General features: G+C 73.1%; 15 protein-coding genes and 2 pseudogenes. 6 read left to right on the plus strand and 11 right to left on the minus strand.

The features are described 5' to 3' along the window. Positions 1–495: 495 nt before the first annotated feature. Positions 496–1,533 (minus strand): DUF808 domain-containing protein, encoded by a 1,038-nt coding sequence (locus ACPCK6_RS15730; RefSeq protein WP_423481467.1) that lies wholly within the window; start codon positions 1,531–1,533, stop codon positions 496–498. A 189-nt stretch (positions 1,534–1,722) separates the two neighbouring features. On the opposite strand from ACPCK6_RS15730, the pseudogene ACPCK6_RS15735 reads away from it, so the two are divergent. Beyond that, positions 1,723–2,084: pseudogene (locus tag ACPCK6_RS15735) on the plus strand (transposase); the annotation flags it as partial. Between the two features lie 192 nt (positions 2,085–2,276). Continuing rightward, on the plus strand, positions 2,277–2,456 hold the full coding sequence (locus tag ACPCK6_RS15740; RefSeq protein WP_423481478.1) for a hypothetical protein: 180 nt from the start codon (positions 2,277–2,279) through the stop codon (positions 2,454–2,456). 129 nt (positions 2,457–2,585) lie between these two features. On the opposite strand, the gene ACPCK6_RS15745 is transcribed toward ACPCK6_RS15740, so the two are convergent. From ACPCK6_RS15745 to ACPCK6_RS15765, 5 genes are all read right to left on the minus strand, one after another. Continuing rightward, positions 2,586–2,966: a VOC family protein gene (locus tag ACPCK6_RS15745; RefSeq protein WP_318333585.1), complete on the minus strand. Its 381-nt coding sequence runs from the start codon at positions 2,964–2,966 to the stop codon at positions 2,586–2,588. Positions 2,967–2,987: 21 nt separating this feature from the next. Beyond that, the gene (locus ACPCK6_RS15750) at positions 2,988–3,230 is read right to left on the minus strand and encodes a DUF5988 family protein (protein WP_423481468.1); all 243 of its coding nucleotides are present in this window, start codon (positions 3,228–3,230) and stop codon (positions 2,988–2,990) included. 252 nt (positions 3,231–3,482) lie between these two features. Next, positions 3,483–4,220 (minus strand): ABC transporter permease, encoded by a 738-nt coding sequence (locus ACPCK6_RS15755; protein WP_396883426.1) that lies wholly within the window; start codon positions 4,218–4,220, stop codon positions 3,483–3,485. Next, positions 4,217–5,158, minus strand: coding sequence for an ABC transporter ATP-binding protein (locus ACPCK6_RS15760; RefSeq protein ID WP_043322824.1), 942 nt, complete (start codon positions 5,156–5,158; stop codon positions 4,217–4,219). The genes ACPCK6_RS15755 and ACPCK6_RS15760 overlap by 4 nt, the downstream gene beginning before the upstream one ends. Before the next feature lie 302 nt (positions 5,159–5,460). Beyond that, positions 5,461–6,126 (minus strand): HAD-IA family hydrolase, encoded by a 666-nt coding sequence (locus ACPCK6_RS15765; RefSeq protein ID WP_423481469.1) that lies wholly within the window; start codon positions 6,124–6,126, stop codon positions 5,461–5,463. Positions 6,127–6,325: 199 nt separating this feature from the next. Between ACPCK6_RS15765 and ACPCK6_RS15770 the strand changes: the two genes are divergently transcribed. After that, the gene (locus tag ACPCK6_RS15770; protein ID WP_423481470.1) at positions 6,326–7,738 is read left to right on the plus strand and encodes an acyl-CoA synthetase; all 1,413 of its coding nucleotides are present in this window, start codon (positions 6,326–6,328) and stop codon (positions 7,736–7,738) included. Here ACPCK6_RS15770 and ACPCK6_RS15775 read toward each other — a convergent pair. After that, positions 7,735–8,397 (minus strand): 4'-phosphopantetheinyl transferase family protein, encoded by a 663-nt coding sequence (locus tag ACPCK6_RS15775; protein WP_396883422.1) that lies wholly within the window; start codon positions 8,395–8,397, stop codon positions 7,735–7,737. The genes ACPCK6_RS15770 and ACPCK6_RS15775 overlap by 4 nt on opposite strands. A 157-nt stretch (positions 8,398–8,554) precedes the next feature. Between ACPCK6_RS15775 and ACPCK6_RS15780 the strand changes: the two genes are divergently transcribed. Beyond that, on the plus strand, positions 8,555–9,052 hold the full coding sequence (locus ACPCK6_RS15780; protein WP_396883421.1) for a cold-shock protein: 498 nt from the start codon (positions 8,555–8,557) through the stop codon (positions 9,050–9,052). Positions 9,053–9,094: 42 nt separating this feature from the next. Here ACPCK6_RS15780 and ACPCK6_RS15785 read toward each other — a convergent pair whose 3' ends face one another. After that, positions 9,095–10,468 carry an AMP-binding protein gene (locus tag ACPCK6_RS15785; RefSeq protein WP_396883420.1) on the minus strand — a complete coding sequence of 458 codons (1,374 nt, stop codon included), beginning with the start codon at positions 10,466–10,468 and terminating at the stop codon, positions 9,095–9,097. Positions 10,469–11,741: 1,273 nt separating this feature from the next. Between ACPCK6_RS15785 and ACPCK6_RS15790 the strand changes: the two genes are divergently transcribed. Beyond that, positions 11,742–14,597 (plus strand): helix-turn-helix transcriptional regulator, encoded by a 2,856-nt coding sequence (locus ACPCK6_RS15790; RefSeq protein ID WP_423481471.1) that lies wholly within the window; start codon positions 11,742–11,744, stop codon positions 14,595–14,597. 513 nt (positions 14,598–15,110) lie between these two features. Then, complete coding sequence (locus ACPCK6_RS15795; RefSeq protein WP_423481472.1) at positions 15,111–17,933, plus strand: helix-turn-helix transcriptional regulator; 2,823 nt, start codon at positions 15,111–15,113, stop codon at positions 17,931–17,933. Positions 17,934–18,039: 106 nt separating this feature from the next. On the opposite strand, the gene ACPCK6_RS15800 is transcribed toward ACPCK6_RS15795, so the two are convergent. The 3 genes and pseudogenes from ACPCK6_RS15800 to ACPCK6_RS15810 all read right to left on the minus strand — a co-directional run. Then, positions 18,040–18,879, minus strand: a complete 840-nt coding sequence (locus ACPCK6_RS15800) for an ABC transporter permease (protein ID WP_030498870.1) — start codon at positions 18,877–18,879, stop codon at positions 18,040–18,042. Further along, a complete protein-coding gene (locus ACPCK6_RS15805) occupies positions 18,876–19,928 on the minus strand; it encodes an ABC transporter ATP-binding protein (RefSeq protein ID WP_030498869.1) in 1,053 nt (350 codons plus the stop codon). The genes ACPCK6_RS15800 and ACPCK6_RS15805 overlap by 4 nt, the downstream gene beginning before the upstream one ends. Before the next feature lie 87 nt (positions 19,929–20,015). After that, positions 20,016–25,496 (minus strand): annotated as a pseudogene (locus tag ACPCK6_RS15810) (type I polyketide synthase); the annotation flags it as partial. Positions 25,497–25,509: the final 13 nt, after the last annotated feature.

The following is a 25,509-nucleotide window of genomic DNA, read 5'->3' on the forward strand; positions in this document are numbered from 1 at the left end:
TGGTGTCACTCCCGTGGCGTGAACGAGGACGGACGGCCGGCCCGCTGCGGGGGCGGCTCCCACCACCCTAAGGACAGAAGGGGCAGTCCGGCTCCAGGTCGGGTACCGCCTCGGTCTGTCGACTGAGCTGTGGGGAGCCTCCGCCAAGGTGACCGACACCGCCCCCGACCGCGGCCACGCTCGGTTCCAGCGACGGACGGTACGGCCGGTGGACTCCTGTCAACGCCGCCCCGAACGGGACCACCGTGGTCCGGCTGAAACTGGACCACCTTGGTTTGGTTGACCTTGAGTCGTTGGTCGTTGTGGCTGCGGGGACGCGGCCGAGGTCGCGGTCTTTGAGTCGTTGGGTCACGATGGCGGCGACGACACCAATACCGCGCCAAGACGGGCTCACCACCAGCGAAGAGTCTGACTCCACCAGGTGCGGCTGGAGTGCCAAGGCGGCTCAGCACCAGAGCGCCTGGCCCCGTGGTCGGGTTTGCGATGATCTTGCGGTCAACCGCGCGGCGCTCGGTCCGCAGGAGCGTCGCGACGCTGAGCTGCACGGCTCGGCGGCGCGGGGATGATGCCGTCAGTACGAGTCGTGGCCGCCGCAGTCGCAGCCGCAGGCTTGGATCTGCGGCGGTGGAGCGTGAAAGTCATGACCAGCACGACCAGCGCTCCGACGATCAGCCCGAGGATCGCGCTGGCCACCGTGTTGACGAGCCAGCCGACGAGCCCGCCGAGAACACCCGTGGCGTCGTGGGCGGCGACCTCCACGTGGTGCACGGCCTCGTACAGGAAGTGCAGGTTGAGTTCGTTCGTGCCTAGCAGCAGGATGTGCCCGCCCACCCACAGCATCGCCGCGGTGCCGACTACCGTCAGCACGGTGAGGACTACCGGCATCGCCCTCACCAGGCCGCGACCGAACGTGGCGACGGCGCCGGAACGTTGCGACAGGTGCAGCCCGGCGTCGTCCATCTTCACGATCAGGGCGACCACGCCGTACACCAGAACGGTTATGACGACGGCGACGACAGCCAGGATCGCCAGGCGGGACCAGAACGCCTCGTCGATCACCTCGTTGAGGGTGATGACCATGATCTCCGCCGAGAGGATCAGGTCGGTTCGTACCGCCCCGGACACCAGTGTCGTCTCGTCCTGCACCTTTTCCTCGCCCGCGCCGTGGGCATCGTGATGGGCGATCTTGGCCCACACCTTCTCCGCGCCTTCGTAACAGAGGTAGGCGCCGCCGAGCATGAGGATCGGAGTGAGCAGCCAGGGCACGAACTGACTGAGCAGCAGCACTGCCGGCAGGATGATGAAGAACTTGTTGCGCAGCGACCCCAGGGCAATGCGCTTGATGATCGGCAACTCACGCTCGGCCGCCAGGCTCCGTACGTACTGCGGCGTGACGGCAGCATCGTCGACGACGACGCCCGCAGCCTTGACGCCGGCCTTCGCGGCGCCGGCCCCGATGTCATCGATCGACGCGGCAGCGGCTCGGGCCAGCACCGCCACGTCATCCAGCAGGGCTACGAGTCCACCGGCCAAGGGAGGGTCCTTCCAGGGTTGCGCAGAGTTCGAACCGACCCATTCTCGCTCAGGTTCCTGTGCGCGGCACACCGCCGCCCGGTCGTATATCGGGCGAGAGCTCGAGGCGAGCGGCTATCGCGCCCAGCCGACCCGACGACCCGCCGCCAACGACGCCCCGTAGCCGACGCTGTATCGATGGTTCCGCCGTGGCAGCGTGATGGCACGTGGGCCCGGATCCTGGCTGGGCTGCAAGCCGCCGCCGGGGCGCGTCGTGACGGGCACCGGGAGAAAGAACCACCGGGCGGGATCCATGCCGAGCCTGCCGATCATGCGCTGGGCCGTTCGCGGGGGCGGGTGGACCAGCAAGACCCACCTCGCCTGCGAGCAGGGTCGCACGGTCCTGGCCACCGTCGTCACGGCCGGGCACGGCGGTCACAGCCCGCAGTTCACCACGGTCCTCGACCGCATCCGCGTCACCCGCTGCGGACCCGGCCGGCCCCCGGACCCGCCCGCAGCAAGCCCTCGCGGACCGCGCCTACACGTCCAAGGCCAACCGCGCGACCATCCGCACCGCCCGCTCCCGCGACTCCCGCGGATACGGCTTCGTTCCTGCCGTCTCGATCCTTCCCAAGCGGGGGGGACCGCCCTCACCGACCCACTCGACACCTGGCTGGCCTCTGCCGTCGCGCCCCACCGCATCGCACAGACGATCACGGCGATGGCCGACGCCGAACCCCTCAACCATCCGCCCACAACGAGCTGTGGTCACCGCCTGGATCGCGCAGACCCAGGCCGACCGCACCCGCGCGGAAGCCGAACTCCGCACCACCCCGCGCCGGATGAGCCAAGGAGAGATCACGGCCCTGGTAACCGCGCTCGGCGACATCACCACCGTGCTCCGCGACGCCGACCCAGCCGACAAAGCCGAGGTCTGCGGCTGACCAGGAGACCGGAGGAGCGCCCAGGTGCCGCGCACCGCGCGGACTCCGGCGACGTCCCGCCGGACGGGCGGGAACCCGCGCCGTACGCACGGGTTCCCGCGGCGTGTCCCGGGTCCGCCGGGACTCGCCCTACCCCGTCCGCTGCGGGCCGACGACGGTCCAGCAGAGGCCGGCAGGGTCGCGCAACGTGACCTGGTGCGACGGGGCAGCCGGCGGCTCGACATGGGCGCCCGCGGCCACCGCCCGCCGCAGCACCGACTCGGGGTCCGTCCGCTCGATGGTCAACACCTCGTCACGGTTCGCGGCCACCGACGGGTCGCCCGCCTCCCACCACTCGCTCACGATCAGGCGATGACCGCCGACGGCCAGTTCCGCGTGCACGACATGCCCGTCGAGCAGGCACTCCCGTTGGATGGCCACGGCGTCGAAGACGTCCGTGTAGAAGGCGATCGCCTCGCTCGTGTCGCTGACCGTCAGGTGCGGTCCCGTCCGCTTGTCCTGTGCCCGCATGAGACTGCTGCCGTCCCTTCGCTACTCGGCGATCCGGGTCCGGCCGGTCCAGCGGAAGACCACCGGCTCGACCGCCGTGGCGGCGGTGCCCCGCTCGAAGTGCTCGTACCCGCCGTAGTACAGGATCTTGATCTTCATCTCGGCCCTGGACACCCGACGGCTGCGCAGATCGGCCGGCAGGCCGGCCGGGCCGCCCTCCAGGACGACATCGATGACGCCGGCGGCGTCCCGGGCGACCGGATCAGCTTGCGAAACGTCCTTCATGGCACGACCTCCGTCGCATTCCGCACACCCCACGAGCCGCCGCAGGGGCGACGCGGTTCGGTCCACACAGGTCCAACGACACCCGTTGCCGGGTGAACGGACGCTCCGCGGTCGAACGTCCTTGTCCGGTGAGCGGCCACCCGTTCAGCACCGAACGTAGTGCAGATCACATTTCGTGAGCACCCTTAGCGCACCCCTAGAAACGGCCCTGGGCAGCGACGATGCCCGGACCAGCCCGCTCGGGAGGCGGGCTCACTCCCAGCGGAAGAACCGCGTCGCCCCCAGAGCGGCGACGGCGGCCGTGACGGCCAGGGCGATCAGCTGCGGCAGTTCGGGGTCGGCCCCCGCCCACGCAGCGCCGATGGTGTCGACAGTCGCGCCGAGCGGCGAGTAGTCGGCCACGGCCGCCAAGGCACCCGGCATCCGGTCGCGGGGCAGCCAGGCGCCGGCCAGGAAGAGCAGCGGGAAGAACAGCGCGGGGCCGATCGACTGTGCCGCCCTGGCCGACGGCGCCAGCGCCGCGATCAGCAGGCCGACGGCGAACAGGCACGCGACCCCGAGGAGGAAGGCCAGCACGAACCCGGGAATGTTGGCCGGCGCCGGCTGGTCCAGCAGGAACCGCACGGCGATCGAGGTGACCACCGCACCGAGCACGCCCATGACGAGGTTGACCACGACCTGGGCGACCAGCAGCAGCGCGGGCTGCACCGGGGTGGTCGCCAGACGGCGCAGGATCCGGCGTTCCCGGTAGATGCCCAGCGCCATCGGCAGGGTGAAGAGCGCGAGCATGCCGATGGTGAGAGCCAGCGCGAGCGACGGCAGGAACGTCTGCTCGGCGTGCTGGCCGGTGTCGGCGGCGGTACCGGCACGCTGCGGCAGGCCGAAGACGAGCATCAGGCCGATCGGCAGGGCGAAGACGAAGAACAACGACACGGGCTCCCGGAGGAACAGCTTCGTCTCGACGGCGATCAGCTTGGACAGGGCGCTCACGACGACCTCCCGTCGGTCGGGGACTGCGCGGCGGCCCGGCCGCCACGGCCGGTCAGGGCGACGAAGGCGTCGTCGAGGGTGGGCTGCTCGACCCGCAGGTCCGTGTAGGTCGTCCCGCGCCCGTTGAGCACTGCCAGGACCGACTGGAGCACGTCCTTCGTGCCGGTCACCGTCACCTCCGCCCCGTAGCGACTGACCCCGGTCACGTCGGGCGCGGCGAGCAGCAGGGCGTCCTCGACCGGCTCCGCCGGGCGGAAGTGCACCCGGTGCTCGCTGCCGACCCGGGCGAGCAGGCCAGCGGGGCTGTCGATGGCCACCATCCGCCCCTTGTCGATGATCGCGATCCGGTCACAGAGTCGTTGCGCCTCCTCCATGAAGTGGGTGACCAGCACGACGGTGACGCCGCGGTCGCGAATCCGCTCGACGAGATCCCAGGTGTCCCGGCGGCCCTGCGGGTCGAGGCCCGTGGTCAGCTCGTCGAGGATGGCGATCTCCGGCCTGCCCACCAGCGCCAGGGCCACCGACAGTCGCTGCTTCTGCCCGCCGGAGAGCTTCTGGAAGTAGGTGTTGCGCTGCTCGGCCAGGCCGAGGTCGGTCAGCAGCTCGTCGATGTCGGCCCGGTTGCGGTAGAAGGACCGGTACAGGTCCAGCGCCTCCCGCACCCGCACCTTGTCCGGCAGCTGGCTCTCCTGGAGCTGGGCGCCGACGCGCTGGCGCACCTCAGTGCGGTCGCGGACCGGGTCCAGCCCGAACACCCGGACGGTCCCGCCGTCGGGACGGCGCAACCCCTGCACGCACTCGACAGTGGTCGTCTTGCCGGCGCCGTTCGGGCCGAGGACGCCGAAGATCTCGCCCTGCTCGACGGTGAAGGAAACGTCGTCGACCGCGACCTTCTCGCCGTACCGCTTCTGCAGATGATCGACCTCGATGACCGGCATCTGGGGTGGTCCTCCTTCATGTGCGGTTCGCCGTCGGGAAGGCCGACCCCTCGGCTGATCGCGGCGTCGGTTCGCGGCAACGGGCCGGACCCGGGCCGACCGACGCCCGACATCATCCGCGCAACCGATGCGCCGATCAACTGATCAGGTGACGAATCGGGGGTATCGATGCGGGAAACCATCCTCCACAGGGGTGCCGCCCGGCGACAGGGGTGTCGCCCGGTCACGCCAGGTGTCCGGGCGTCCGTCCGGGCGGGCGGCGGCGCCGGGAGGCTTCTCGCCCACGGATCCGGTGTGGCTCGTCACCGCCGTGCCGGGCAGAGCGGCAGCAACTCGTCGAGCCGGGTCAGAACGACGTCCGGGCCGGCCGTGCGCAGCGTCTCCTCGTCGGACTCGCCCCACAACGCGGCCACCGCCGTCACCCCGGCCGCCCGCGCGCTGGCCAGGTCGCTGGGCGCGTCGCCGACCATCAGCGCCTCCTCCGGCCGGGCCCCGAGCAGGTGCAGCGCCCGCCGTACGATATCGGGCGCGGGCTTCGGGCGGGGCACCTCGTCCGAGCCCACCACGTGGTCGACGAGCGGCAACAGGTCGAGCCGGCCGAGCAGGTCCCGGGCGCGTACGCCGCTGCGGCCGGTGGCCACGGCGAGCCCGATCCCCCGCCGACGCAGGGTGCGCAGCAGCTCCGCCGCGCCGACGACCGGGCTGACCCGGTGCGCAAGGCGGTTGCTCTGCCGCACGAACGGCTCGGCGAGCGCCGCTGGCAGACCCATCAGCTCCAGCACCTCCGGCAGGTACCGGCCCGGGTGGCGGCAGTACTCCTCGACCGGGGCCATGCCGTCGCCGACCACCTCGGCGTAGGCGAGGGCGAACGCCTCTCTGGCCACGGCGAGGCTGTCGACCAGCACCCCGTCGAGGTCGAACACCACCGCCCGGACACCGTCGGATGCCGCCGTCGCCCTCGCGCCCACCGATGTCACCTCCCCGCCCGCACGACCGCCACGGCCGGTAGGGGTGGCAGGCCGCGGAGACCCCCGACTACGGTCAGGACCGTTCTCCCGGCCCACCGGCGCGGCGCACTCGCCCACCCGGATCCGGCGGTACCCCACGACCCTACCTGCGTCGCGGCCCCCGGCAGGGCTCGGACCGGGCCGCTGAGAGGATCGCACCATGCCGCTGCTGGGCTGGCTGACGAAGGGCACCGACGAGCACCCGGACGCGATCCGGGTCGACGGCCGGGCGGCGTCCTGGGTGGAGCTTCGCCGCCTTGCCACGGCGGTGGCCGACGAGCTGCGCGGCGTCGACCGGGTGGCGATCGAGGCCACCGCCACCCTGGAGACCGTGGTCGGCGTGGTGGGCGCGCTGACGGCCGGGGTTGCGGTCGTGCCGATCCCGCCGGACGCCGGGCCGATGGAGCGCGATCACATCCTGCGCGACTCGGGCGCGACGGCGCTGCTGGCCCCGGTCGGCGCGGAACGCACCGTCGGTGACGCCGGCCGGCCCGTCGTACCCGTCGACCTGACCCGCCGGTCGGACACCGTCCACCCCGAGCCGGATCCGGCCTGCACCGCGGTGATCCTCTACACCAGCGGCACCACCGGCGCCCCGAAGGGCGCCGTGATCTCCCGCCGCGCGATCGCCGCCTGCCTCGACGGGCTGGCCGACGCCTGGGCATGGACGCCGGACGACCTGCTGGTGCACGGCCTGCCGCTGTTCCACGTGCACGGGCTGGTGCTCGGCGTGCTCGGACCACTGCGGCTGGGCGGCCGGCTGCACCACGTGGGCCGCCCCCGCCCCGACCGGTACGCCGCCGCCAACGGCACGATGTACTTCGGGGTGCCGACGGTGTGGTCCCGAATCGCGGCCGACCCGGACGCGGCCCGGGCGCTGCGTCCGGCGCGGCTGCTGGTCTCGGGCAGCGCGGCGCTGCCAGCGGCGGTCTTCGCCGACCTCGCCACCCTCGCCGGTCACCGGGTCGTCGAGCGGTACGGGATGACCGAGACCCTGATCACTGTGAGCGCCCGGACGGACGGCCCACGCCGGCCCGGCACCGTCGGACTGGCGCTGCCCGGGGTCCGTACGCGGCTGGTCGGCGACGACGGCACCCCGCTCCCGGCCGACGGGGCGACGATGGGCGAGCTTCAGGTCACCGGCCCCACGCTGTTCGACGGCTACCTCAACCGTCCGGACGCCGACGCGGCGAGCCGTACCCCGGACGGTTGGTTCCGCACCGGGGACGTCGCCACCGTCGACCCGGACGGCTGGCACCGGATCGTCGGCCGGGCGTCGACCGACCTGATCAAGAGCGGTGGCTACCGGATCGGCGCCGGGGAGGTGGAGGACGCACTGCTGACGCACCCGGGGGTCCGTGAGGCAGCCGTGGTGGGCACGCCGCACCCCGACCTCGGTCAGCAGGTCACCGCGTACGTGGTGGGCGACGGGGTGGGCGAGGCCGAGCTGATCGACTTCGTGGCCCGGCACCTTTCGGCGCACAAGCGACCACGCGAGGTGCGCCTGGTCGACGCCCTGCCCCGCAACGCCCTGGGCAAGGTGCAGAAGACGCGGCTCGGCGCAGACGGTTAGGACGCGACCGCCGGGATGCTGATCGCGGTGACCACCAGCCCCCGCTCGACCAGGAACCTGCCCGCGAACGCCCGCACCTCGGCCCCGCCGAACACCGGACCGGGCACCAGCAGCCGGGCCTCGAACGTGCCGGCCGGGTCGAACACGATGTCCGCCTCGGAGAAGTCCAGCCACTTGCCGGTGAGCGGGAACCACGCCTTGTACACCGCCTCCTTGGCGCTGAACAACAGGCGGTCCCAGCAGACGGCGGGGCGGACCGCGCCCAGCGTGACGGTGCGCGATCGTTCGGCCGGCAGGGCGATCGCTCCAAGCACCCCGTCGGGCAGCGGGGCGTGCGGCTCGGCGTCCACTCCGAGGCTGGCGAACGCCGCCGTACGGCCGACGACCGCCGCCCGGTAGCCATCGCAGTGCGTCATACTGCCGACCACGCCGTCCGGCCAGAGCGGAGCACCGCGTGCGCCGGAGACGATCGGCGCCGGGGCGAGGCCCAGCTCGCCGAGGGCCAGCCGGGCGCAGTGCCGCACGGTGGTGAACTCCCGGCGTCGTTTCTCCACCGACCGTGCCACCAGCGCCTCCTCCTCGGGGAACAGGGTCACGCCGGCGGGATCGGTGAAGGACTCGGACACCGCCACGGTGGGGGGCAGGATCTGCTCGATCACGGTGGCCGATGGTAGGCGCTGCGGCACCCCTCGCCGCGGCGGACCTCGGCGATAGGTGCACCATAGGGGTCGGGTACGGGTGCCGGCCTGCACGGGACAGGTGCCACTCTGGGCGCCGTCCCGGTCCTGCGGGCGGGGGCACCTGGATCTGGGGCGGATGGACGCGGGAATGGCGATGCTTACTGGCAAAGTGGTGCGGTTCGACGAGGTGCGGGGCTACGGGTTCATCGCTCCGGACGACGGCAGCGACGACGTGTTCGTGCACGCGAACATGCTCGACGGCGACAAGTGGGCACTGACGCCCGGCGTCCCGGTCGAGTACGACGCGGTGGAGACCGAGCGCGGGCCCAAGGCCGTGCTCGTGCGGGTGTCCGGCGTCGCCCCGGGTGCGGATCGCGTCCCGACGGCCGGTGCGGGGCTGTCCGCCCGGGCCGGCGTCACGGTCGGCGGCGGGCGCAGCAGGGACAGCGGGCAGGCCACGGGCGGCGCGGAGGACGACGAGGGCCTGTGCGACGTCCTCTCCGAGCGGGCCTTCTCCGCGGAGACCACCGAGGCGCTGGTGACCTCCGTGCCGGACCTGACCGGAGCGCAGATCGTGGCGGTACGTACGAGGATGCTGGAGCTGGCCCGGCGGCACGGCTGGGTGGAGGGCTGACCGTGGCGGGGGCGGGTCACCGCTGCCCGCTGTCCGGCCGTCTCAGCCGCCGGCGATCAGCAGGGACTTCCTGATCCGCCCGAAGGCGCTGCGCGGCAGCTCGTCGACGAAGTGCACCCGCCGGGGGCGCTGGCCCGCCGAGAGGTACCGGCCGACGTGGTCGATGAGCACCTGCGCGGTCACCCCCTCGGCGACGACGTAGGCGGTGACCTGCTCGCCGAGCGCGTGGTGCGGCGTGCCGACGACGGCGGCGTCGCGCACGCCGGGGTGGCTCAGCAACGCCTCCTCGATCTGCCCGGCGGGCATCCGCCGGCCCCGGCTGTGCACCACGTCGAGCCCGCATCGCCCGATGATCCGGTACGTGCCGTCGGGAGCCACGCTGGCCAGGTCCCCGGTGGCGTGCCAGCGACCGGCGGCGAGGCTCCGCCCGCCGACGTACCCGCTGAACAGCATCGGCCCGCAGACGCTCAGCTCGCCCGCCGACTGGCCGTCGGCCGGCACCGGCCGGTCCTCGCGGTCCAGCACGCGCGTCTCGACGCCGGGCAGGGGGGTGCCGACAGCGTCCGGAACCGTACGCTCGCCGGCCCGCCCGGTCAGCGCGACGAGCGTCTCGGTGGTGCCGTAGGCCTGCACCGGCCGGTGCGAGGTGAGCAGTCGGAGCCGCTCGGCCACGGCGCGGGCCAGCGGGCCGTCCGCGGAAACGAGGATCCGCGCCGCGGACAGCGGCCGGGCCCGGTGGCCGTCCAGCGCTATCCTCGCCCACTGGTCGGGCGACGCCAGGTGCACGGAGCCGACCGGCCCGGTGCCGGCGTGGTCGAGGTGGACGAAACGGCTACCGGCCCGCAGCGCGCCGAGCAGGCCGACGACCAGACCGTACGCCCGGAACAGCGGGGTGCCCTGGACGACCACGTCCTCCTCGCTCCAGTGCCACGCACGGGCCAGAAGGTCGAGGTCGGCGGCGATGGCGCGGCGCGAGATGCGCACCCCTCGCGGCGGCCCTGATGCGCCACCGGTGTAGAGGATGACGGCGTCGCTGCCCGGGGCGGGCTCGGGATGCCGCGTCGAGGCGTGTTCTCGCAGGTCGACCGGGACCGTGGACAGGCCGTCGGCCCCGGACGGGGCACGGCCGAGGATCACCGTCGCTCCGGACTGCCGCAGGATACGGCGGCGTTCGCGTTCGTCGGCGCCGGGAGGCAGCGGTACGAGCGGCGCCCCGGCGAGGAGGGCGCCGAGCATTCCGACCACCGCTTCCAGCGTCGGTGTGCCGTCGACCGCGACCGCGGTCGCGCCCCTGATCCGATCAGCGACGGCGGTGACGCAGCCCAGCAGGGCCTCGCTGGAGAGGGCTCTTCCGGCCACCGTGACCGTGTCGGCCCGATCCGCACCGAATCCACGCAGCACCGGCAGCAGTGTCATCTGCGCTATCCCCTGCGCGGGGCCGCAACGAGTCGCGGCGGCAGCTGGGACATCACGACGGCCACAGAACCCTTCAGGTCTCGGGCCTGCACGGCCCCATGTCCGGCTATCCAGACGGTGGAGACCGGGTGCCCCGAAATTAGGGCCGGGCTATCGTCGGGCACAACCCCTAGCCGCCGAGTCCGAATCCCCCTGTCCGGGCCTACTGGCCAGCCAGGACCGGATCCCGTCCGTCCGGACACAACGGCCGGCCCGAGCGCTCACTGCGGCTCGGCGCACAATGCAGAGAGCGCATTTGTCCTCAGCGAGCGAAAAGCAATCGGAAAACGTCTTTCTCAATGCCCGGCAGCTCGCCGTCACGACTTTATCGCATTGACGCGTGCCGCATGAGATCAGCCTTCAGGCCGAATGGTACCGCGGACCTCCGCAACCAACAGGACACTCGGATGCATAATTCCTTTTCATACATAATCGCAGAATCTCCCAAACGTCCGAATCGTGACCCGCCGACGCACACCAAGCCTCGACCGCCGGCAGGATCGGACAGGCATCGACCGCAGTTCCGGCATCGATGCCTTACATCGCAACAATCGAGCGTCTCCGGCAATTGCCGGAGACCCGACCAGCCCCACAGCCCCACCCCGGGGGCGGACGACACCTCCACGCCAGCTTCCGGCACCACGCCCGCCCGCGCCGTGATCGGCACGGGCGGGGTCACGAACGCCGAGTTCAACGACGCTGAGGCCCAGCTCGACGTCTCCGCACGCCGCAACCGCGGGCGGCATCGAACACCTCGGCGAGAGCGACCGACAACGCCCGGACGCCGGATTAGCACGGAAATGCCCATTCGCCAATCAGCAGGCGGGCCGAATAAGCGGAACCATCGGCTCATGGGAGCGCTCTGTCACGGTACGGGACCAGCCGGCGACTTTCCGTCGCCACCCCCGGTCAGGATCCCCCGAGACAAGTAACCCATGTTTGCTCATCCTTTACACGACTCGGCTTGCCGCCCAATTGCCCAACTGCCATACTCCCACCATCAAGGAGGTCGATAGGAAGTGTCGACCCCGAGAGGGCTGGGGAATTATCGCCGACGCACACGGGAACGCGGCTCGCAGCAGCCAACCGGTCAAGTCGGTCGATGGCGCACCGGCAAAGCTCGACACCAGTCGATACTTGCCGATAACGGAATGGGTCAAGAATTGCCGGTCTCCAATCTGGTCGAGCTGTCGGGCCGCACCGGGCACGCGGCCCTCCCCCGGAGGGGGCGGTGATGGAGCTGACCGAGCGCTCAAGCCAGCTCGGCCTGCTGGAGCGCCGACTCGCAGACCTGCTCCGCGGCGGCACCTCGCCGACCGACCGGCCGGTGACCGTGCTGACCGGCCCGGTCGGCTCCGGCAAGACCGCGCTCTCACAGACCTTCGCCCGGCGCGCCTGCGACGCCGGAGCACGGGTCATCGGCGCGAGCGCCTCCCGCGCGGAGCGCAGCGTACCGCTGGAGGTCGTCCGGCAGCTCGTCCGCGCGGTGCCGTCGTGCGCCGCGGACGCCCCCGACATCCGGGCCCGCCTCGCCCGGCTGCTGGACGCGGGCGCCCTCGCATGGAGCGACGCCGATCCGGCGGACGCGGAGAACGCCCGGCTCACCGCCGCCATCGGGCGCGCCCTGCTCGAACTGACCTCGCGGGGGCCGCTGGTCATCGTGGTGGACGACATCCACCACGCGGACGTGCCGTCGCTGCGCTGTCTCGATTACGTGGCCCGGCGGCTCGCCGGCCTACCCGTGCTGATGGTCCTGACGGAGGCGCCACGCACCCGGCCGTGGCAGGCGGACGTGCACGCCGAGATGCTGCAACCGGCGAAGCTGCACCGCATCCGCCTGCCGCTGCTCACCGCCGAGGGGACGTTCCAGCTGCTCGCCCAGCGGCTCGACATCCCGCTCGCCCGCAGCATCGCCGAGGAGAGCCACCGGATCAGCGGCGGGAATCCGCTCCTGGTGCATGCGCTCGCCGATGACCAGGCAGCCGCGCCACGGTCCGCCGACGCCCCGGCGGTCGGCGAGTCGTTCCGGGAGGCCGTGCTGAGCTGCCTGTACCGCTGCGACCGCCTGGTGCTCAACGCCGCCCGGGTGCTCGCCGTGACCGGCGAGCCGCTGCACGGCAGCCTGCTGCCGCATCTCGTCGACGCCCGGCTGCACCCCGCGCTGGGCGCTGTCGACAAGTCGACCAGCGCGGGGCTGATCGACGAACAGGGGTTGCGCCACCCGGCGGTGACCCAGGCCGTGATCGACGGGATGACCGCCGAGGAACGCGTACGGCTGCATCTGGGAGCAGCCCGCCTGCTGCACGACGACGGCGCGCCCCCGGCCCGGATCGCGCCGCACCTGGTGGACATCGGCGAGCTGGCCGAACCCTGGATGGCGCAGACCCTGCTGGACGCCGGCGAGCAGGCGCTGCTCGACGGCGAGGTGGAGACCGCCCTGCGGTACCTGCGCCGGGCGCACCGCAGTGGCGTCGGCGCGTGTCTGCGGGCGCGGATCCGCTCCGCGCTGGCGCGCGCCGAGTGGCGACTCGACCCGCAGGCCACGATCCCCCACCTGGTCAGCGTCGCCACCGCCATCCGGGCCGGGCACCTCGGCAGCCAACAGGCCGCCGGTCCCATCCAGTACCTCCTCTGGCACGGTGAGATCGACAAGGCCGTCGACCTGGTCAGGCACCTGAGCGAGCGGTCGGATCCCGCCGATCCGCAGTCCGTGGCCGAGCTGCTCATCATCACCGGCTGGATCTCGACGCTCTATCCCGGGGTCATGGTCGACCGGCCCGCGCCCGCCGTGGCCGCGCGGGATCCGCTCACGCTGGCCCGGGTCAAGCACGGGCTCAGCGGAGTCACCCTGCTGTCCGGCGTGCTGGCCCGGGGGGACGCGGGCGTGGTCGAGAAGGCCGAGCGGACACTGTCGACCACCGGGCCGGACGACGAACCGCACATGTGGAGGGTCATCTGCGCCCTCATCGCCATGATCTACGCCGACCAGCTCGACCTGGCCGACGACTGGTGCGACCGGCTGGACCGCCACCTCACCACCCCGCACCACCCCACCCCCTCGGCCACGCTCACCGCCCTGCGGGCCGCCGTCGCCGGCCGGCTCGGCGACCTCCCCCGCGCCGGCAAGCTGGCCGACGAGGCACTGGGGCAGCTCTCGCCGAAAGGCTGGGGGGTGGTGATCGGGATACCTCTCGCCGTCCGGATACGGGCCCTGACCTACATGGACCAGCTCGACACGGCGGCCGCCTGCCTTCAGGTGCCGGTGCCGCCGGCGATCTTCGAGACCCCGCTCGGGCTGCACTACCTGCACGCCCGTGGGACGCACGCCCTCGCCGCGGGAAGCCCCGAGGCCGCGCTGGCCGACTTCCAGCTCTGCGGGCAGCTGATGCAGCGGTGGCAGCTGGACTTCTCGGGCCTGGTGCCGTGGCGCACCGAGTCGGCTCGGGCGCTGCTCCGGATGGGCCGCCGTCAGCAGGCGCGCAAGCTGGTGCGCGACGAGTTGGCCCGGCTGCGCCCCCTCCATGTCCGGTACCGGGCCGCGGCCCTGCGGGTTCTGGCCGCGACCGAGGAGGGACAGGAACGGATCCCGCACCTGCGCAGCGCCGTACGGCTGCTGCGGCAGTGCGGCGACCGGATGGAACTGGCGCACAACCTCGCCGACCTCGGTCACGCTTACGAGCAGGCCGGCGACCGGCGGCAGGCCCGCGCCGCGACCCGGTCGGCCCGGGCTCTCGCGGAGGAGTGCGGCATCCCGACGTTGTGGCCCAGCGCCCTGTCGACCAGAGACGGTGCCACCGGCAGCCGGACGGGTGCGGCGGTCGTGGTCCAGGGCCTGACGGACACCGAATCCAGGATGGCCACCCTGGCCGCCCAGGGTCACACCAATCGTGAGATCGCCGAGAAGTTCTTCCTGACGGTCAGCGCGATCGAACAGCGAATGACGCGCATCTACCGGAAGCTGGACGTCAACTCACGCAGCGAACTCGCCGGACGGCTGCGGTTCGACCGCCCCGGTACGACGGTGCTGGATCCGCTGACGCGGGGCACGGACCCCCCGGGCGGCCGTCCGTCCGGCCCTCGGCCGCGCTGATCCCGGTCGGGCTTCCGCACGGAACAGCCGCCGGGCGTCACGCGACCGTCGCCCTCGCCGACCGTCGCGAAGAGTTCGCTCACCACCACTGTGGGTACCGCCAGGCGCACGCCGGGAGTCGCAGTGTGGCACCATCAAGCTCTACGCCCCGACGCCAGCCGCTCACCGGCGTGTCGCCTCCCCCGGGCCGATCGGCTCCAACACCTCTCACCCCGAATCGCGCAACCCCTAGATGCCTTCTGGAGCCGCAGGTTTGGGTGCGAAACGATGGGGTCTCACGCCCGTTGTCGCACCATCATGCCGGTGCCAGACTCGCCTCGACACGCGGACCGTACGGCGAGAAGACCGGTCCGACGAAGGATTTCAGGTCCACCCGGCGTAGCCGCCCGGCGCGCTCCACCCCTACCCGTCGAGACGCGGGCGGAGGGGCGGCTGTCTCCGGCAGGGGTGGCGGTGTCGGGCCGCACCGGCGTTTCCAGGCCCGCGCCGCGTACAAGGAGGGCTTACGCGCAGGTGTTGGTTCAGCAAGAGGAACAGATCACCCGTCTGCGGCGCGTGTTCCACGCGTGCGAAGAGCAGCAGCGCGGACACGTCGCGCTGGTCACCGGCGCCGTGGGCAGCGGCAAGACCAGCCTACTGGAGTCGTTCGGCGAGTGGACGGCCGGCTCCCGCGGGCAGGTGATGAGCGCGACCGGCTCGCGGGCGGAGCGCGGTCTCCACCTGGGAGTCGTCGGGCAGCTTTTCCACAGTGCACGACTCGCCCCGGAGGCCGCCGCCCACGTCGAGAAGCTGCTGCGCGACGCCACCTCCGCGGTGCCGTTGCCCGAAGTCGGCGGCGAGGCGTCCGACGGAGACCGGGCCTGGGCACCCCTGCTGCACGGCCTCTTCACCACCCTGATCGACCTGACGGCCAACGGGCCCCTGGTCCTCCTCGTCGACGACGTGCACCACGCGGACCCGGCCTCGCTGCACTGCCTGCTCTACGTGACCCGACGGTTGCGCCACGCCCGGATCATGGTCGTGTTCGCGGAGGCGTCGACGCTGCGCCCGCCGCACCCGCTGTTCCGCGCCGAGCTGCTCAGCCAGCCGCACTTCTCCCGGATCGGCCTGCCACCACTGACCGTCGACGCCGTCGCCCGGCTGGTCGAGGGCGCCGTCGACGACGCCGACACCCGCAGGACCGCGGAACACTACGTACGGATCACCGGAGGCAATCCACTGCTCACCCGGGCGCTGCTCGACGAACGGGCCGGTGGCGAGGGCAGCGACCACGATCTTCCGTCCGTCGGTGACGCGTTCGACCAGGCCGTGCTCGGGTGCCTCTACCGCCACGAGCCCGGGGTACGCCGGGTGGCCCAGGCGCTCGCCGTGCTCGACCGGCCCGCGTCGACCGAACTGCTCGGCCACCTCCTCGACGTGATGCCCGCGACCACTGTCCCGGCGGTGCGCGTGTTGCGTACCTCGGGTCTGATGGAGTCCGACCAGCTACGCCACTCGCGTATCCTGCACTCGATCCTCGCTGACATGTCGGCCGACGAGCGGCGCGGCCTGCACCAGCGGGCCGCCGAGGTGCTGCACGACCGCGGCGCCGAGGCGAGCGTGGTGGCCGAGCACCTCGTGGCCGCCGGTGCGACGGTGGCCGGCTGGCGGGTGCCGGTGCTCCAGGACGCCGCCGGTCACGCGCTCTCGTCCGGCCGGCCCGACGTGGCGGCAGCCTGCCTGCGGCTGCTCGCCAGCGCGCCGGTGGACGAGCGGCAACGCACCGCCACCACCGAGATGCTGGTGAATGCCCGCTGGCAGCTCAACCCGTTGACGGTGAACGGGCAGCTGACGGAACTGGTGCAGACGGCGCGGGCCGCCGGCTGGTCCACCGATGCGAGCCTCTCCGCCGTGCCGTACCTGCTCTGGCAGGGCCGCGTCGACGAGGCTGCCGAGGCCGTCAGCGGCTTCTCGGCGGACGAGGAGCAGGCTCCGGCCACCCCGCCCGGCCGCCTGCGGATCATGCAAGTTCTGGTCTCCCTCTCCCACCCGGACCACCTGGCGAGCGTACGGCAGACCCCGGCCACCTGGAGCCGCGCGGCCAGCGCACCGACCACCGTCAGCCCGCTCCTGCAGGCGGTCACGGTGCTCGGCACCGCGCTGACGCCGACCGCCGACAACGACACGGTGCAGACCGCCGAGCAGATCCTGCAGCGCCACCACACGGACGACGGCGCCCTCGGCCTGCTGACCGCGCCCCTGCTGGCGCTGCTCTGGGCCGGCCGGTCGGACCGGGCCACGGTCTGGGGCGACGTGCTGCTCGACCGGCCGGTGGTTCAGCACGCGCCGGGCTGGCGGGCGGTGATCCGGGCGATCCGGGCGGAGGCGGCCCTGCGCGTCGGCGATCTGCCCGGTGCCGAGCACCACGCCGGCGCGGCCCTGGAGGACATGCCAGCCCCCGCCTGGGGAGTGGCGATCGCCGGACCGCTGTCTACCCTGATCGCGTCCGCGACGGAGTCGGGCCGGTTCGCCGAGGCCGACCGGTGGCTGGCCCACCCGACCCCGCCCGGCATGTTCCGCACCCCGTTGGGCCTGCACTACCTGGCCGCACGCGGCCGGCACCACCTGGCCGTACGCCGGCCGCACGCCGCCACCACCGACCTGCGGCGCTGCGGCGAGCTGATGCGCACGTGGGGGATCGACGCGGCCGGACTGGTGCCGTGGCGGCTGGAGCTGGCCCGGGTGCAGCTCAGCGTCGGCAACAAGACGCAGGCCATGCAGCTCCTGCAGGAGCAACTGCGGGTGCCGCACGGGGTCGACGACCGGACCCGGGGCCGTACGCTGCGCCTGCTCGCCACCACCGCCGCCCAGGACCACCGGCGCAAGCTGCTCTCCGAGGCGGTCAACCTGCTCCAGTCCAGCGGCGACCGGTTGGAGCTCGTCCGCGCCCTCGGCGACACCGGTCAGACGCTACAGCGCGCCGGAGACTCCGCCCGCGCCCGGCTGCTCGTCCGCCGCGCCTACCAGCTCGCGCAGGACTGCGGGGCGTCGGTGCTGGCTCAGCGGCTGATCCGCCGGGAGCCGGGCAGTGGACTGCCGGCGTACCCGGCCGCCGCCGAACTCCAGGAACCGGACGACGGGCTGAGCGACGCCGAGCGGCGCGTTGCCGCGCTGGCCGCACACGGCCACACCAACCGCCAGATCTCCAGCAAGCTCTTCATCACGGTGAGCACTGTCGAGCAGCACCTGACCCGGGTCTACCGCAAGCTCGACGTGAAGCGCCGGACCGACCTGCCGTCGCGGCTCGTCGTGTACGCCGAGACGCTGGCCGACGAGACACCGAGCGCCACGTCCTGACGGCTGTCGCAGGGGCGCGGTGACCACCGGCCCCCTGCGACACGGGGCGAAAGCGAGGGCCCGAACCGCAGGTGCGGTTCGGGCCCTCGGCGGACCGCGCGGGCGGTCAGTCCATGGCGCGACGCATGAAGCCACGCATGCCGATCGCCGAGAACGCCACGAAGACCCCGGTGAGGACACACATGCACAGCCAGAGCGGCAGCGACTCGACCCCCGGCGGGCCGACGAGCGACCGGGTCGCCTCGCTGATGTAGGTCAGCGGGTTCAGCGAACAGATCACCTGATACCAGCGCAGCGAGTCCAGGCCGAGCAGCGGGAACTGGGTGGCACCGGTGAACATGATCGGGGTCATCACCACGGTGAACATGATCTGGATGTGCTGCGTGGGCACCAGGGTGCCGAAGGCGAGACCGACCGCCGCGCCGACCAGCGCACCGATCGCCAACACCCCGACCACCTTGAGCACCACCGCCCAGGGCCAGGTGACGCCGAGCATGAGCATGCCGACCGGGATCAGCACCACACCGGCGATCAGGCCACGGATGCCCCCGAAGACGATCTTCTCCAGCGCCACCAGCGGGGTCGCCATAGGCGCCAGGAGGCGGTCCTCGATCTCCCGGGTGAAGGAGAAGTCCATCATCATCGGCAGCGCGGTGTTCTCCAGGCCGATCAGGAAGGCGTTCAGCGCGATGACGCCGGGCAGCAGCACGTTGGAGAAGTCGTCGCTGGCGTAGCCCAGGTCGCTGAGCACCTTGCCGAAGATCAGCAGCATGAACAGCGGCTGGATGAAGACCTGGAGCAGGAAGCCGACCAGCTCCCGGCCGGTGACGAACAGGTCCCGCGAGAGCACCGCGCGGAAGGTGGCAAGCTGGTCCAGCGCGCGCACCGGCGGCGGCGCCGCGGGCGGTGACGGCGCGGACGGGGGGGCGGGGGCGGTGACGCTCACCGAAGTTCCCTTCCGGTCAGGTGGATGAAGACATCTTCCAGACTGGGCTGGCCGATGTTGAGGTCACGAACCTCGCAACCCAGGTCGGCGAGGATCTTCATCGCCATCGGGATGGCGTTGGCCGGCTGGCCGCTGGTGTAGACCCGGAAGGACAGGGGGGCGTCCGAGTCGGCGGGCGCGTCCGGGACCGGGGCGGGCATCGGCATCGCCGGCATGCCGGGAAACGCCGGCGCGGCGACGGGCACCTTGGCGGTCATCTTGAAGTGTTCCACCTGCTCCACGTCGGGGATCGCATCGAGCGCGGCCCGCACCTCCTCGGCGGAGGCGCCGGGGGTCACCACGAGGGTCAGGGTGCTGCTGCCCGGCAGCGTACGGGTCAGCGCGGACGGCGTGTCCATGGTGAGCAGCTTTCCGTGGTCGACGATGCCGACCCGGTCGCAGAGCTTCTCCGCCTCGTCCATGTCGTGTGTGGTGACCACCACTGTCACGCCGTCCCGTTTCAGCTCGGCGATCCGGTCGTGCACGAAGAGCCGGGACTGCGGATCGAGGCCCGCCGACGGCTCGTCGAGGAAGAGCACCCGGGGCGAGTGCATCAGCGCGCGGGCGATCATCGTCCGCTGGGCGAGGCCGCCCGACAGGAAGTCGGTGCGGTGGTTCGCGAAGTCCTTGAGCCCCATCTGGTCCAGCAACTCGTCCGCCCGCCGGATGCGCTGCGCCCGGGGCACCCGGTGGTAGGCCGCGTGGAACAGCAGGTTCTGCCGGACGGTCAGCGCCCGGTCCAGGTTCACCCGCTGCGGTACGACCGCCAGCAACTGCCGGGCGGCGGCGGGCGAGCCGATCACGTCCGCGCCGCACACCCGGGCCCGGCCCGAGGTGGCCCGCACCCGTGTGGTCAGCACCCCGATCGTCGTCGTCTTGCCCGCACCGTTCGGCCCGAGCAGGCCGAAGACCTCACCGGCGGCGACGGAGAAACTCAGCCCGTCCACCGCCGGTGGCATGTTGGGCTGGTACCGCTTGACCAGCTCCGTGACCACCACTGCCTCGTCCACGTCGTCATGCTCCGTCCTGGAACGTCGGTCCGATAGATGTATGTACGCCGATAGGGGGCGCTAGGGGCACGCCAGGGGCGGAACCGGTCACAGGCCCCGCGCGGCCAGCCAGCGCTGGACCGTGCCGGCGAGTTCCGGCCCCCGGTCGGCGACCATGCTGAAGTGGTCGCCGGCCGCGTCGACAGCCTCGTGCGGGTAGGGCCAGCGCGACCGCCAGCCGTCCGGTTCGCCGTCCCACTCCCCCAGCGGCTCGGTGGCCCGCACCAGCAGGGTCGCCGCCGCCATCTCGGTCGGCTGCCAGTCCAGGAACAGCGGCAGGTAGCCCGCCCACGCCGTCGTCCGCCAGTCGTCCATCGGCGTGTACGCGGTGTCCCGGTCGATCATCCCGTCGAGAAGCTGCGGCACCCACCCGCCGAGCACCTCGCTGTCGGCCGGGTAGGTGTCCATGAGCACCACCGCGTCCGGCGGGCGGCCCTGGCGTTCCAGTTCCCCGGCGAGCAGGTTGGCCACCATCGCACCACCGGAGTGACCGGCCAGCACGAACGGGCCGGCACCGACGGTACGCAGCACCGTGTCGGCGTGCACCCGCAGCAGCGCGTCGAGGTCAGCGGGAAGCTCCTCGCCCACGCCGAACCCGGGGTTGGGCAGGGCCCACACGTCACGTACGCCCCGGAAGCCGGCGGCCAGCCGGGCGTACTCGTGCGCGCCGGAGAGCAGCGACATCGTGCAGCAGCACACCAACTGCGCCCGGGCGCCGCCCTCGGCCAGCCGGAGGATTCCGGCCGGGCGGGTGAGCTGCGCCGGCTCGCGGAAGCTGGGGCGGAACTGGGCGAGCTTGACCAGCAGTTCGGCATACCCGGCCGGGTTCTCGCGCGCCTTCGGCTGGTTGAACAACCCGCCGAGCAGTCCGCCGCCGGCACTCTCCCCGGCAGGGCCACCGGCGTCGTCCGCGCCGTCCCCGGCCGCCGCCGCGCCGAGGAGCCGGCCGAGCAGGTGAACGGCCAGCGCCGTAGGGGTGGGGTGGTCGAAGAGCAGGGTCGCCGACAGCTCCACCCCGGTCTCCTGGCGCAGCGCGTCGCGCAGTTCCAGTGCGGTCAGCGAGTCGAAGCCGAGTTCCAGGAAGTCCCGGTCGGCCTCGACCGCGTTGGGCGAGGCGTGCCCGAGGACGGTGGCCACCCGCGCCCGGACCAGGTCCAGCAGGATCCGGTGCCGGTCGCCGGCCGCAACGCCGGCCAGCCGCTCGCGCAGCGCGCGGGCGGGATCGGTCGCGGCATCGCCGGCCTCCGGCTCCGCGCCGGCCGTCGCCTCGGGCACGCCGCGCAGTAGCGCGCTGGGCCGTACGGCGGTGAAGGCCGGCACGAACGCGCGCCAGTCGAGGTCCGCCACGGCCACCTGGTCGTCGCCGCGGACCAGAGCCTGCCCCAGCGCGGACAGGGCCAGGTCGGCGGGCAGCGGCCGGACCCCCCGGCGGCGCAACTGCGCCGCGTCGGTGATCTCGTCCGCCCAGGGCACCCACGCGACGACGGTGGCCGGGCGGCCGGCGGCACGCCAGCCCGCGGCCAGCGCCGCCAGCCCGGCGCCCACGGCGGCGGCGACCGCCGCTCCCCCGCTGCCCCAGACGGCGGCCGTCGAGGCGAAGACGACGAACTCGTCGACCGGTAGGCCGGCGCAGGCCCGCCCGAGCAGTTCCACGGCGGCGGTACGGGCGGCCACGGCGTCGGCCAGGTCGTGCGGGTCCAGTACCGCCACCGGGTCGCCGGCCCCGTCGGAGTCGGCGACGTGCAGGACGGTACGGATCTCGCTGCCGGTGGCGGCCAGCCGGTCCAGCACCTCGGGCAGCCCGTCCAGGTCGCCGACGGCGGTGACGGTGACGTCCGGGCCGGGCGGGTCGGCATCCGCCACCGGCCCCACGAGGACGAGGTGCGACGCGCCGCGCTCGGCGAGCCAGCGCAGCAGGTGCGGGGTACGCACCTGCGCGGACCCGTGCACCAGGACCGCGCCGCGGGGCCGCCAGTCCGTATCGGTGGCGCCGGCCGGGGCCCGGCGGAGCCGCCGGACATACACCCCGCCGGTGCGTACCGCCACCTGGTCCTCGTCGCCGCCGGACGCGACGACCCGGGCGAGCGCGGCGAGCGCGACGTCGTCCGGCTCCGCCGGCAGGTCGACCAGCCCGCCCCACAGGCGTGGCTGCTCCAGCGCCAGCACCCGGCCCAGGCCCCAGAGGTACGCCCCGGCCACGCCGGGAGCGGCGTCGTGCGCGTCGACGGCCACCGCGCCCCGGGTCACCGTCCACATCGGCGTGCCGTTCCCCGCAGCGGCGAGGGTCCGCACCAGCGCGGCCGTCCCGGCGAGCGCGCCGGTTCCCGCGCCGGCCGCCGGGTTCTCCGCCGCCAGCAGCGAGACCACGACCGACCAGGTGCCGTCGGCGAGCGAGGCCCGGACGACAGCGTCCAGGTCGTCTCCGACCGTGACCAGCGTCGGGTCCAGGCCCTCGGCGCGCAGCACGGTGAGCACCGCGGTGGCGTCGGTGCCGGCCCCAGCCACCAGCAGGCATCGGCCGGTCGGCGTGGTACGGGCGGGGGGCAGGTCGACGCGTTCCCAGTCGGCGCGGTAGCGCAGCCCGTCCAGCTCCGATCCGCGACGCCGCCGGTCCCGGTAGGAGGCGAGGGCGGGCAGCACGTCGGCGAGCGCGTCCTGCCGGTCGGCGGGCAGGCCGAGCGCGGCGGCCAGCTCGGCCGGTCGTCCCTGCGCCACGGCCGCCCAGAACTCCTCGTCCTCTCCGGTCGCGGCGGGCGGGACGAGATCCACCGTGGGCGGGTCCGGCCAGAAACGCTCGCGGTGGAAGGCGTAGGTGGGCAACTCGACACGCGCGGCGTCGCTGCCGCCGAAGGGAGCCGCCCAGTCGACCCCGGCACCGCGCAGGTCGACCGCGGCCAGCGCGGCGAGCAGCGTGGTCGCCTCCGGCTGGTCCCGGCGGGCGAGCGGCACGAAGGCCGCCGGTTCCATGTCGGGCAGGCACTCCCGGGCCAGCACGGTCAGCGCGCTGTCGGGGCCGAGTTCCACGAAGGTTCCGACGCCGCCGGCGGCGAGGGTGGCGACGCCCGCGTGGAAACGGACGGTGTCCCGGACGTGGTCGACCCAGTAGCCCGGGTCGGTGGCCTGGGCGGCGGTGAGCGGCTCGCCGGTGCGGTCGGAGACGATCGGAAGGTTCGGCGGGTGCCACGCGACCTTCTCCGCGACGATCCGGAAGTCGGCCAGCATGGCGTCCATCCGGGCGGAGTGGAAGGCGTGGCTGACCCGCAGCCGACGGGACCGCCGGTCCTCGGCGGACAGCCGCCGCCCGGCCGCGAGCACGGCCTCCTCGTCGCCGGAGAGCACCACCGACCGGGGGCCGTTCACGGCGGCCAGGGACACCCGCTCGTCGAGCAGCGGGACCACCTCCGCCTCGGACGCCTGCACCGCCAGCATCGCCCCGCCGGGCGGCAACTGCTGCATGAGCCGGGCCCGGGCGGCCACCAGGGTCGCCGCGTCGGCCAGCGACAGCACCCCGGCGACGTGTGCCGCGGCCAGCTCGCCGACCGAATGGCCCAGCAGGAACTGCGGGCGTAGCCCCCATGCGGTGACCAGCCGGTAAGCGGCGACCTCGTAGGCGAACAGCGCCGGCTGGGTGAACTCGGTACGGTCCAGCAGATCCGCGCCGGGCGAGCCGGCCTCGGCGCAGACCACCTCCCGCAGCGGCCGGCTCAAGTGCCGGTTCAGCTCCCCGGCCACCTCGTCGAAGGCGGCGGCGAAGACCGGGAACCGGCGGCACAGCTCGGCGCCCATGCCGAGGCGCTGGGCACCCTGCCCGGTGAAGAGGAACGCGACCTTGCCGGCCGGGCGGGCCACGCCTCGCACCACGCCGGGGGTGTCGCGCTCTTCGGCGACCGCCTGCAGGCCGGCCCGCAGCGCGTCGCGGTCCCCGCCGATCACCGCTGCCCGGTACGGCAGGGCCGCCCGGGTGGTGACCAGCGAGTACGCCACGTCGGCGGGGGTCAGGTCGGGGTGATCGGCCAGATGCGCCAGCAGCCGCCGCGCCTGCCCGGCCAGGGCCGGTGCGGAGCGGGCCGAGACGATCCACGGTACCGGCGGGGCGGGCGTACCGGCCGGCCGGGCGCCGTCGGTGTCCGTCGCGGCGGCCTGCTCGATGACGACGTGTGCGTTGGTGCCGCTGATGCCGAACGCGGAGACCGCGGCCCGGCGCGGCTGCCCGGTCTCCGGCCATGGCTGCGGGCCGGTCAGCAGGGACACCGCCCCGGCCGACCAGTCGACGTGCGGGGTGGGCTCGTCCACGTGCAGCGTGGGCGGCAGCACCCCGTGCCGCATCGCCAGCACCATCTTCATCACCCCGGCCACGCCCGCCGCCGCCTGGGTGTGCCCGATGTTCGACTTCACCGAGCCGAGCCACAACGGCCGCTCCGCGGACCGGCCCTGCCCGTACGTCGCGATCAGCGCCTGCGCCTCGATCGGATCACCCAACGTGGTGCCCGTACCGTGCGCCTCGACGACATCCACCTGGTCGGCACCCAGCCCCGCGTTCGCCAGAGCCTGCCGGATCACCCGGCGCTGCGACGGGCCGTTCGGAGCGGTCAGCCCGCTGCTCGCACCGTCCTGGTTGACGGCACTGCCGCGCAGCACGGCGAGGACCGGGTGGCCGTTGCGGCGGGCGTCGGAGAGCCGCTCGACGAGCAGCACGCCGGCCCCCTCGGACCAGCCGGTGCCGTCGGCGGCGGCCGCGAACGACTTGCACCGGCCGTCGGTGGACAGGCCCCGCTGCCGGGAGAACTCCACGAAGACGGTCGGGGTGGCCATCACCGACACCCCGCCGACCAGCGCCATCGTGCATTCGCCCAGCCGCAGCGCCTGGCAGGCGAGGTGCAGCGCGACCAGCGACGAGCTGCACGCGGTGTCCACGGTGACCGCCGGCCCCTCCAGCCCGAGAGCGTAGGAGATCCGGCCGCTCGCCACGGCTGCGGCGCTGCCGGTGCCGAGGTAGCCCTCGACGCCGCCGGTGACCCCGGTGAGCAGGGCCGCGTAGTCACCCTGGCTGCTGGTTGCCGCGTAGACACCGGTGGGCGTGCCGCGCAGCCGGGTGGGGTCGATGCCGGCCCGCTCGAACGCCTCCCAGGCGGTCTCCAGCAGCAGCCGCTGCTGCGGGTCCATGGCGAGGGCCTCGCGGGGGCTGATGCCGAAGAACGCCGGGTCGAAGTCCCCGGCGGAGTAGAGGAACCCGCCCTCACGCACGTACGACGTGCCCCGGCTGTCGGGGTCGGGGTCCGGGTCGTAGAGCGCGCCCAGGTTCCAGCCCCGGTCGTCCGGGAACGCCGACATCGCGTCGCCGCCGGCGGCCACCAGGTCCCACAGTTGCTCCGGTGACCCGACACCGCCGGGGAACCGGCAGCTCATGCCGATGATCGCTACCGGTTCGCTGAGCGCGGCGGTGAGCTGCTGGTTCTGCTGCTTGAGCTTCTGGTTGTCGAGCAGGGACGCACGCAGCGCGCCGACGACCTCGTCCAGGGAAACATTCATCGGGCGCTCCTCA

This window comes from Micromonospora sp. AB353, assembly GCF_049538395.1.
GTDB classification, from domain to species: Bacteria; Actinomycetota; Actinomycetes; order Mycobacteriales; family Micromonosporaceae; genus Micromonospora; species Micromonospora aurantiaca.

What these genes read in the sequence shown, in the direction of transcription:
- ACPCK6_RS15745 (WP_318333585.1), bottom strand. Translation starts at nt 2,966, where the DNA reads ATGCGGGCACAGGACAAGCGGACGGGACCGCACCTGACGGTCAGCGAC.
- ACPCK6_RS15750 (WP_423481468.1), bottom strand. Translation starts at nt 3,230, where the DNA reads ATGAAGGACGTTTCGCAAGCTGATCCGGTCGCCCGGGACGCCGCCGGC.
- ACPCK6_RS15760 (WP_043322824.1), bottom strand. Translation starts at nt 5,158, where the DNA reads ATGCCGGTCATCGAGGTCGATCATCTGCAGAAGCGGTACGGCGAGAAG.
- ACPCK6_RS15770 (WP_423481470.1), top strand. Translation starts at nt 6,326, where the DNA reads ATGCCGCTGCTGGGCTGGCTGACGAAGGGCACCGACGAGCACCCGGAC.
- ACPCK6_RS15780 (WP_396883421.1), top strand. Translation starts at nt 8,555, where the DNA reads ATGGACGCGGGAATGGCGATGCTTACTGGCAAAGTGGTGCGGTTCGAC.
- ACPCK6_RS15785 (WP_396883420.1), bottom strand. Translation starts at nt 10,468, where the DNA reads ATGACACTGCTGCCGGTGCTGCGTGGATTCGGTGCGGATCGGGCCGAC.
- ACPCK6_RS15790 (WP_423481471.1), top strand. Translation starts at nt 11,742, where the DNA reads ATGGAGCTGACCGAGCGCTCAAGCCAGCTCGGCCTGCTGGAGCGCCGA.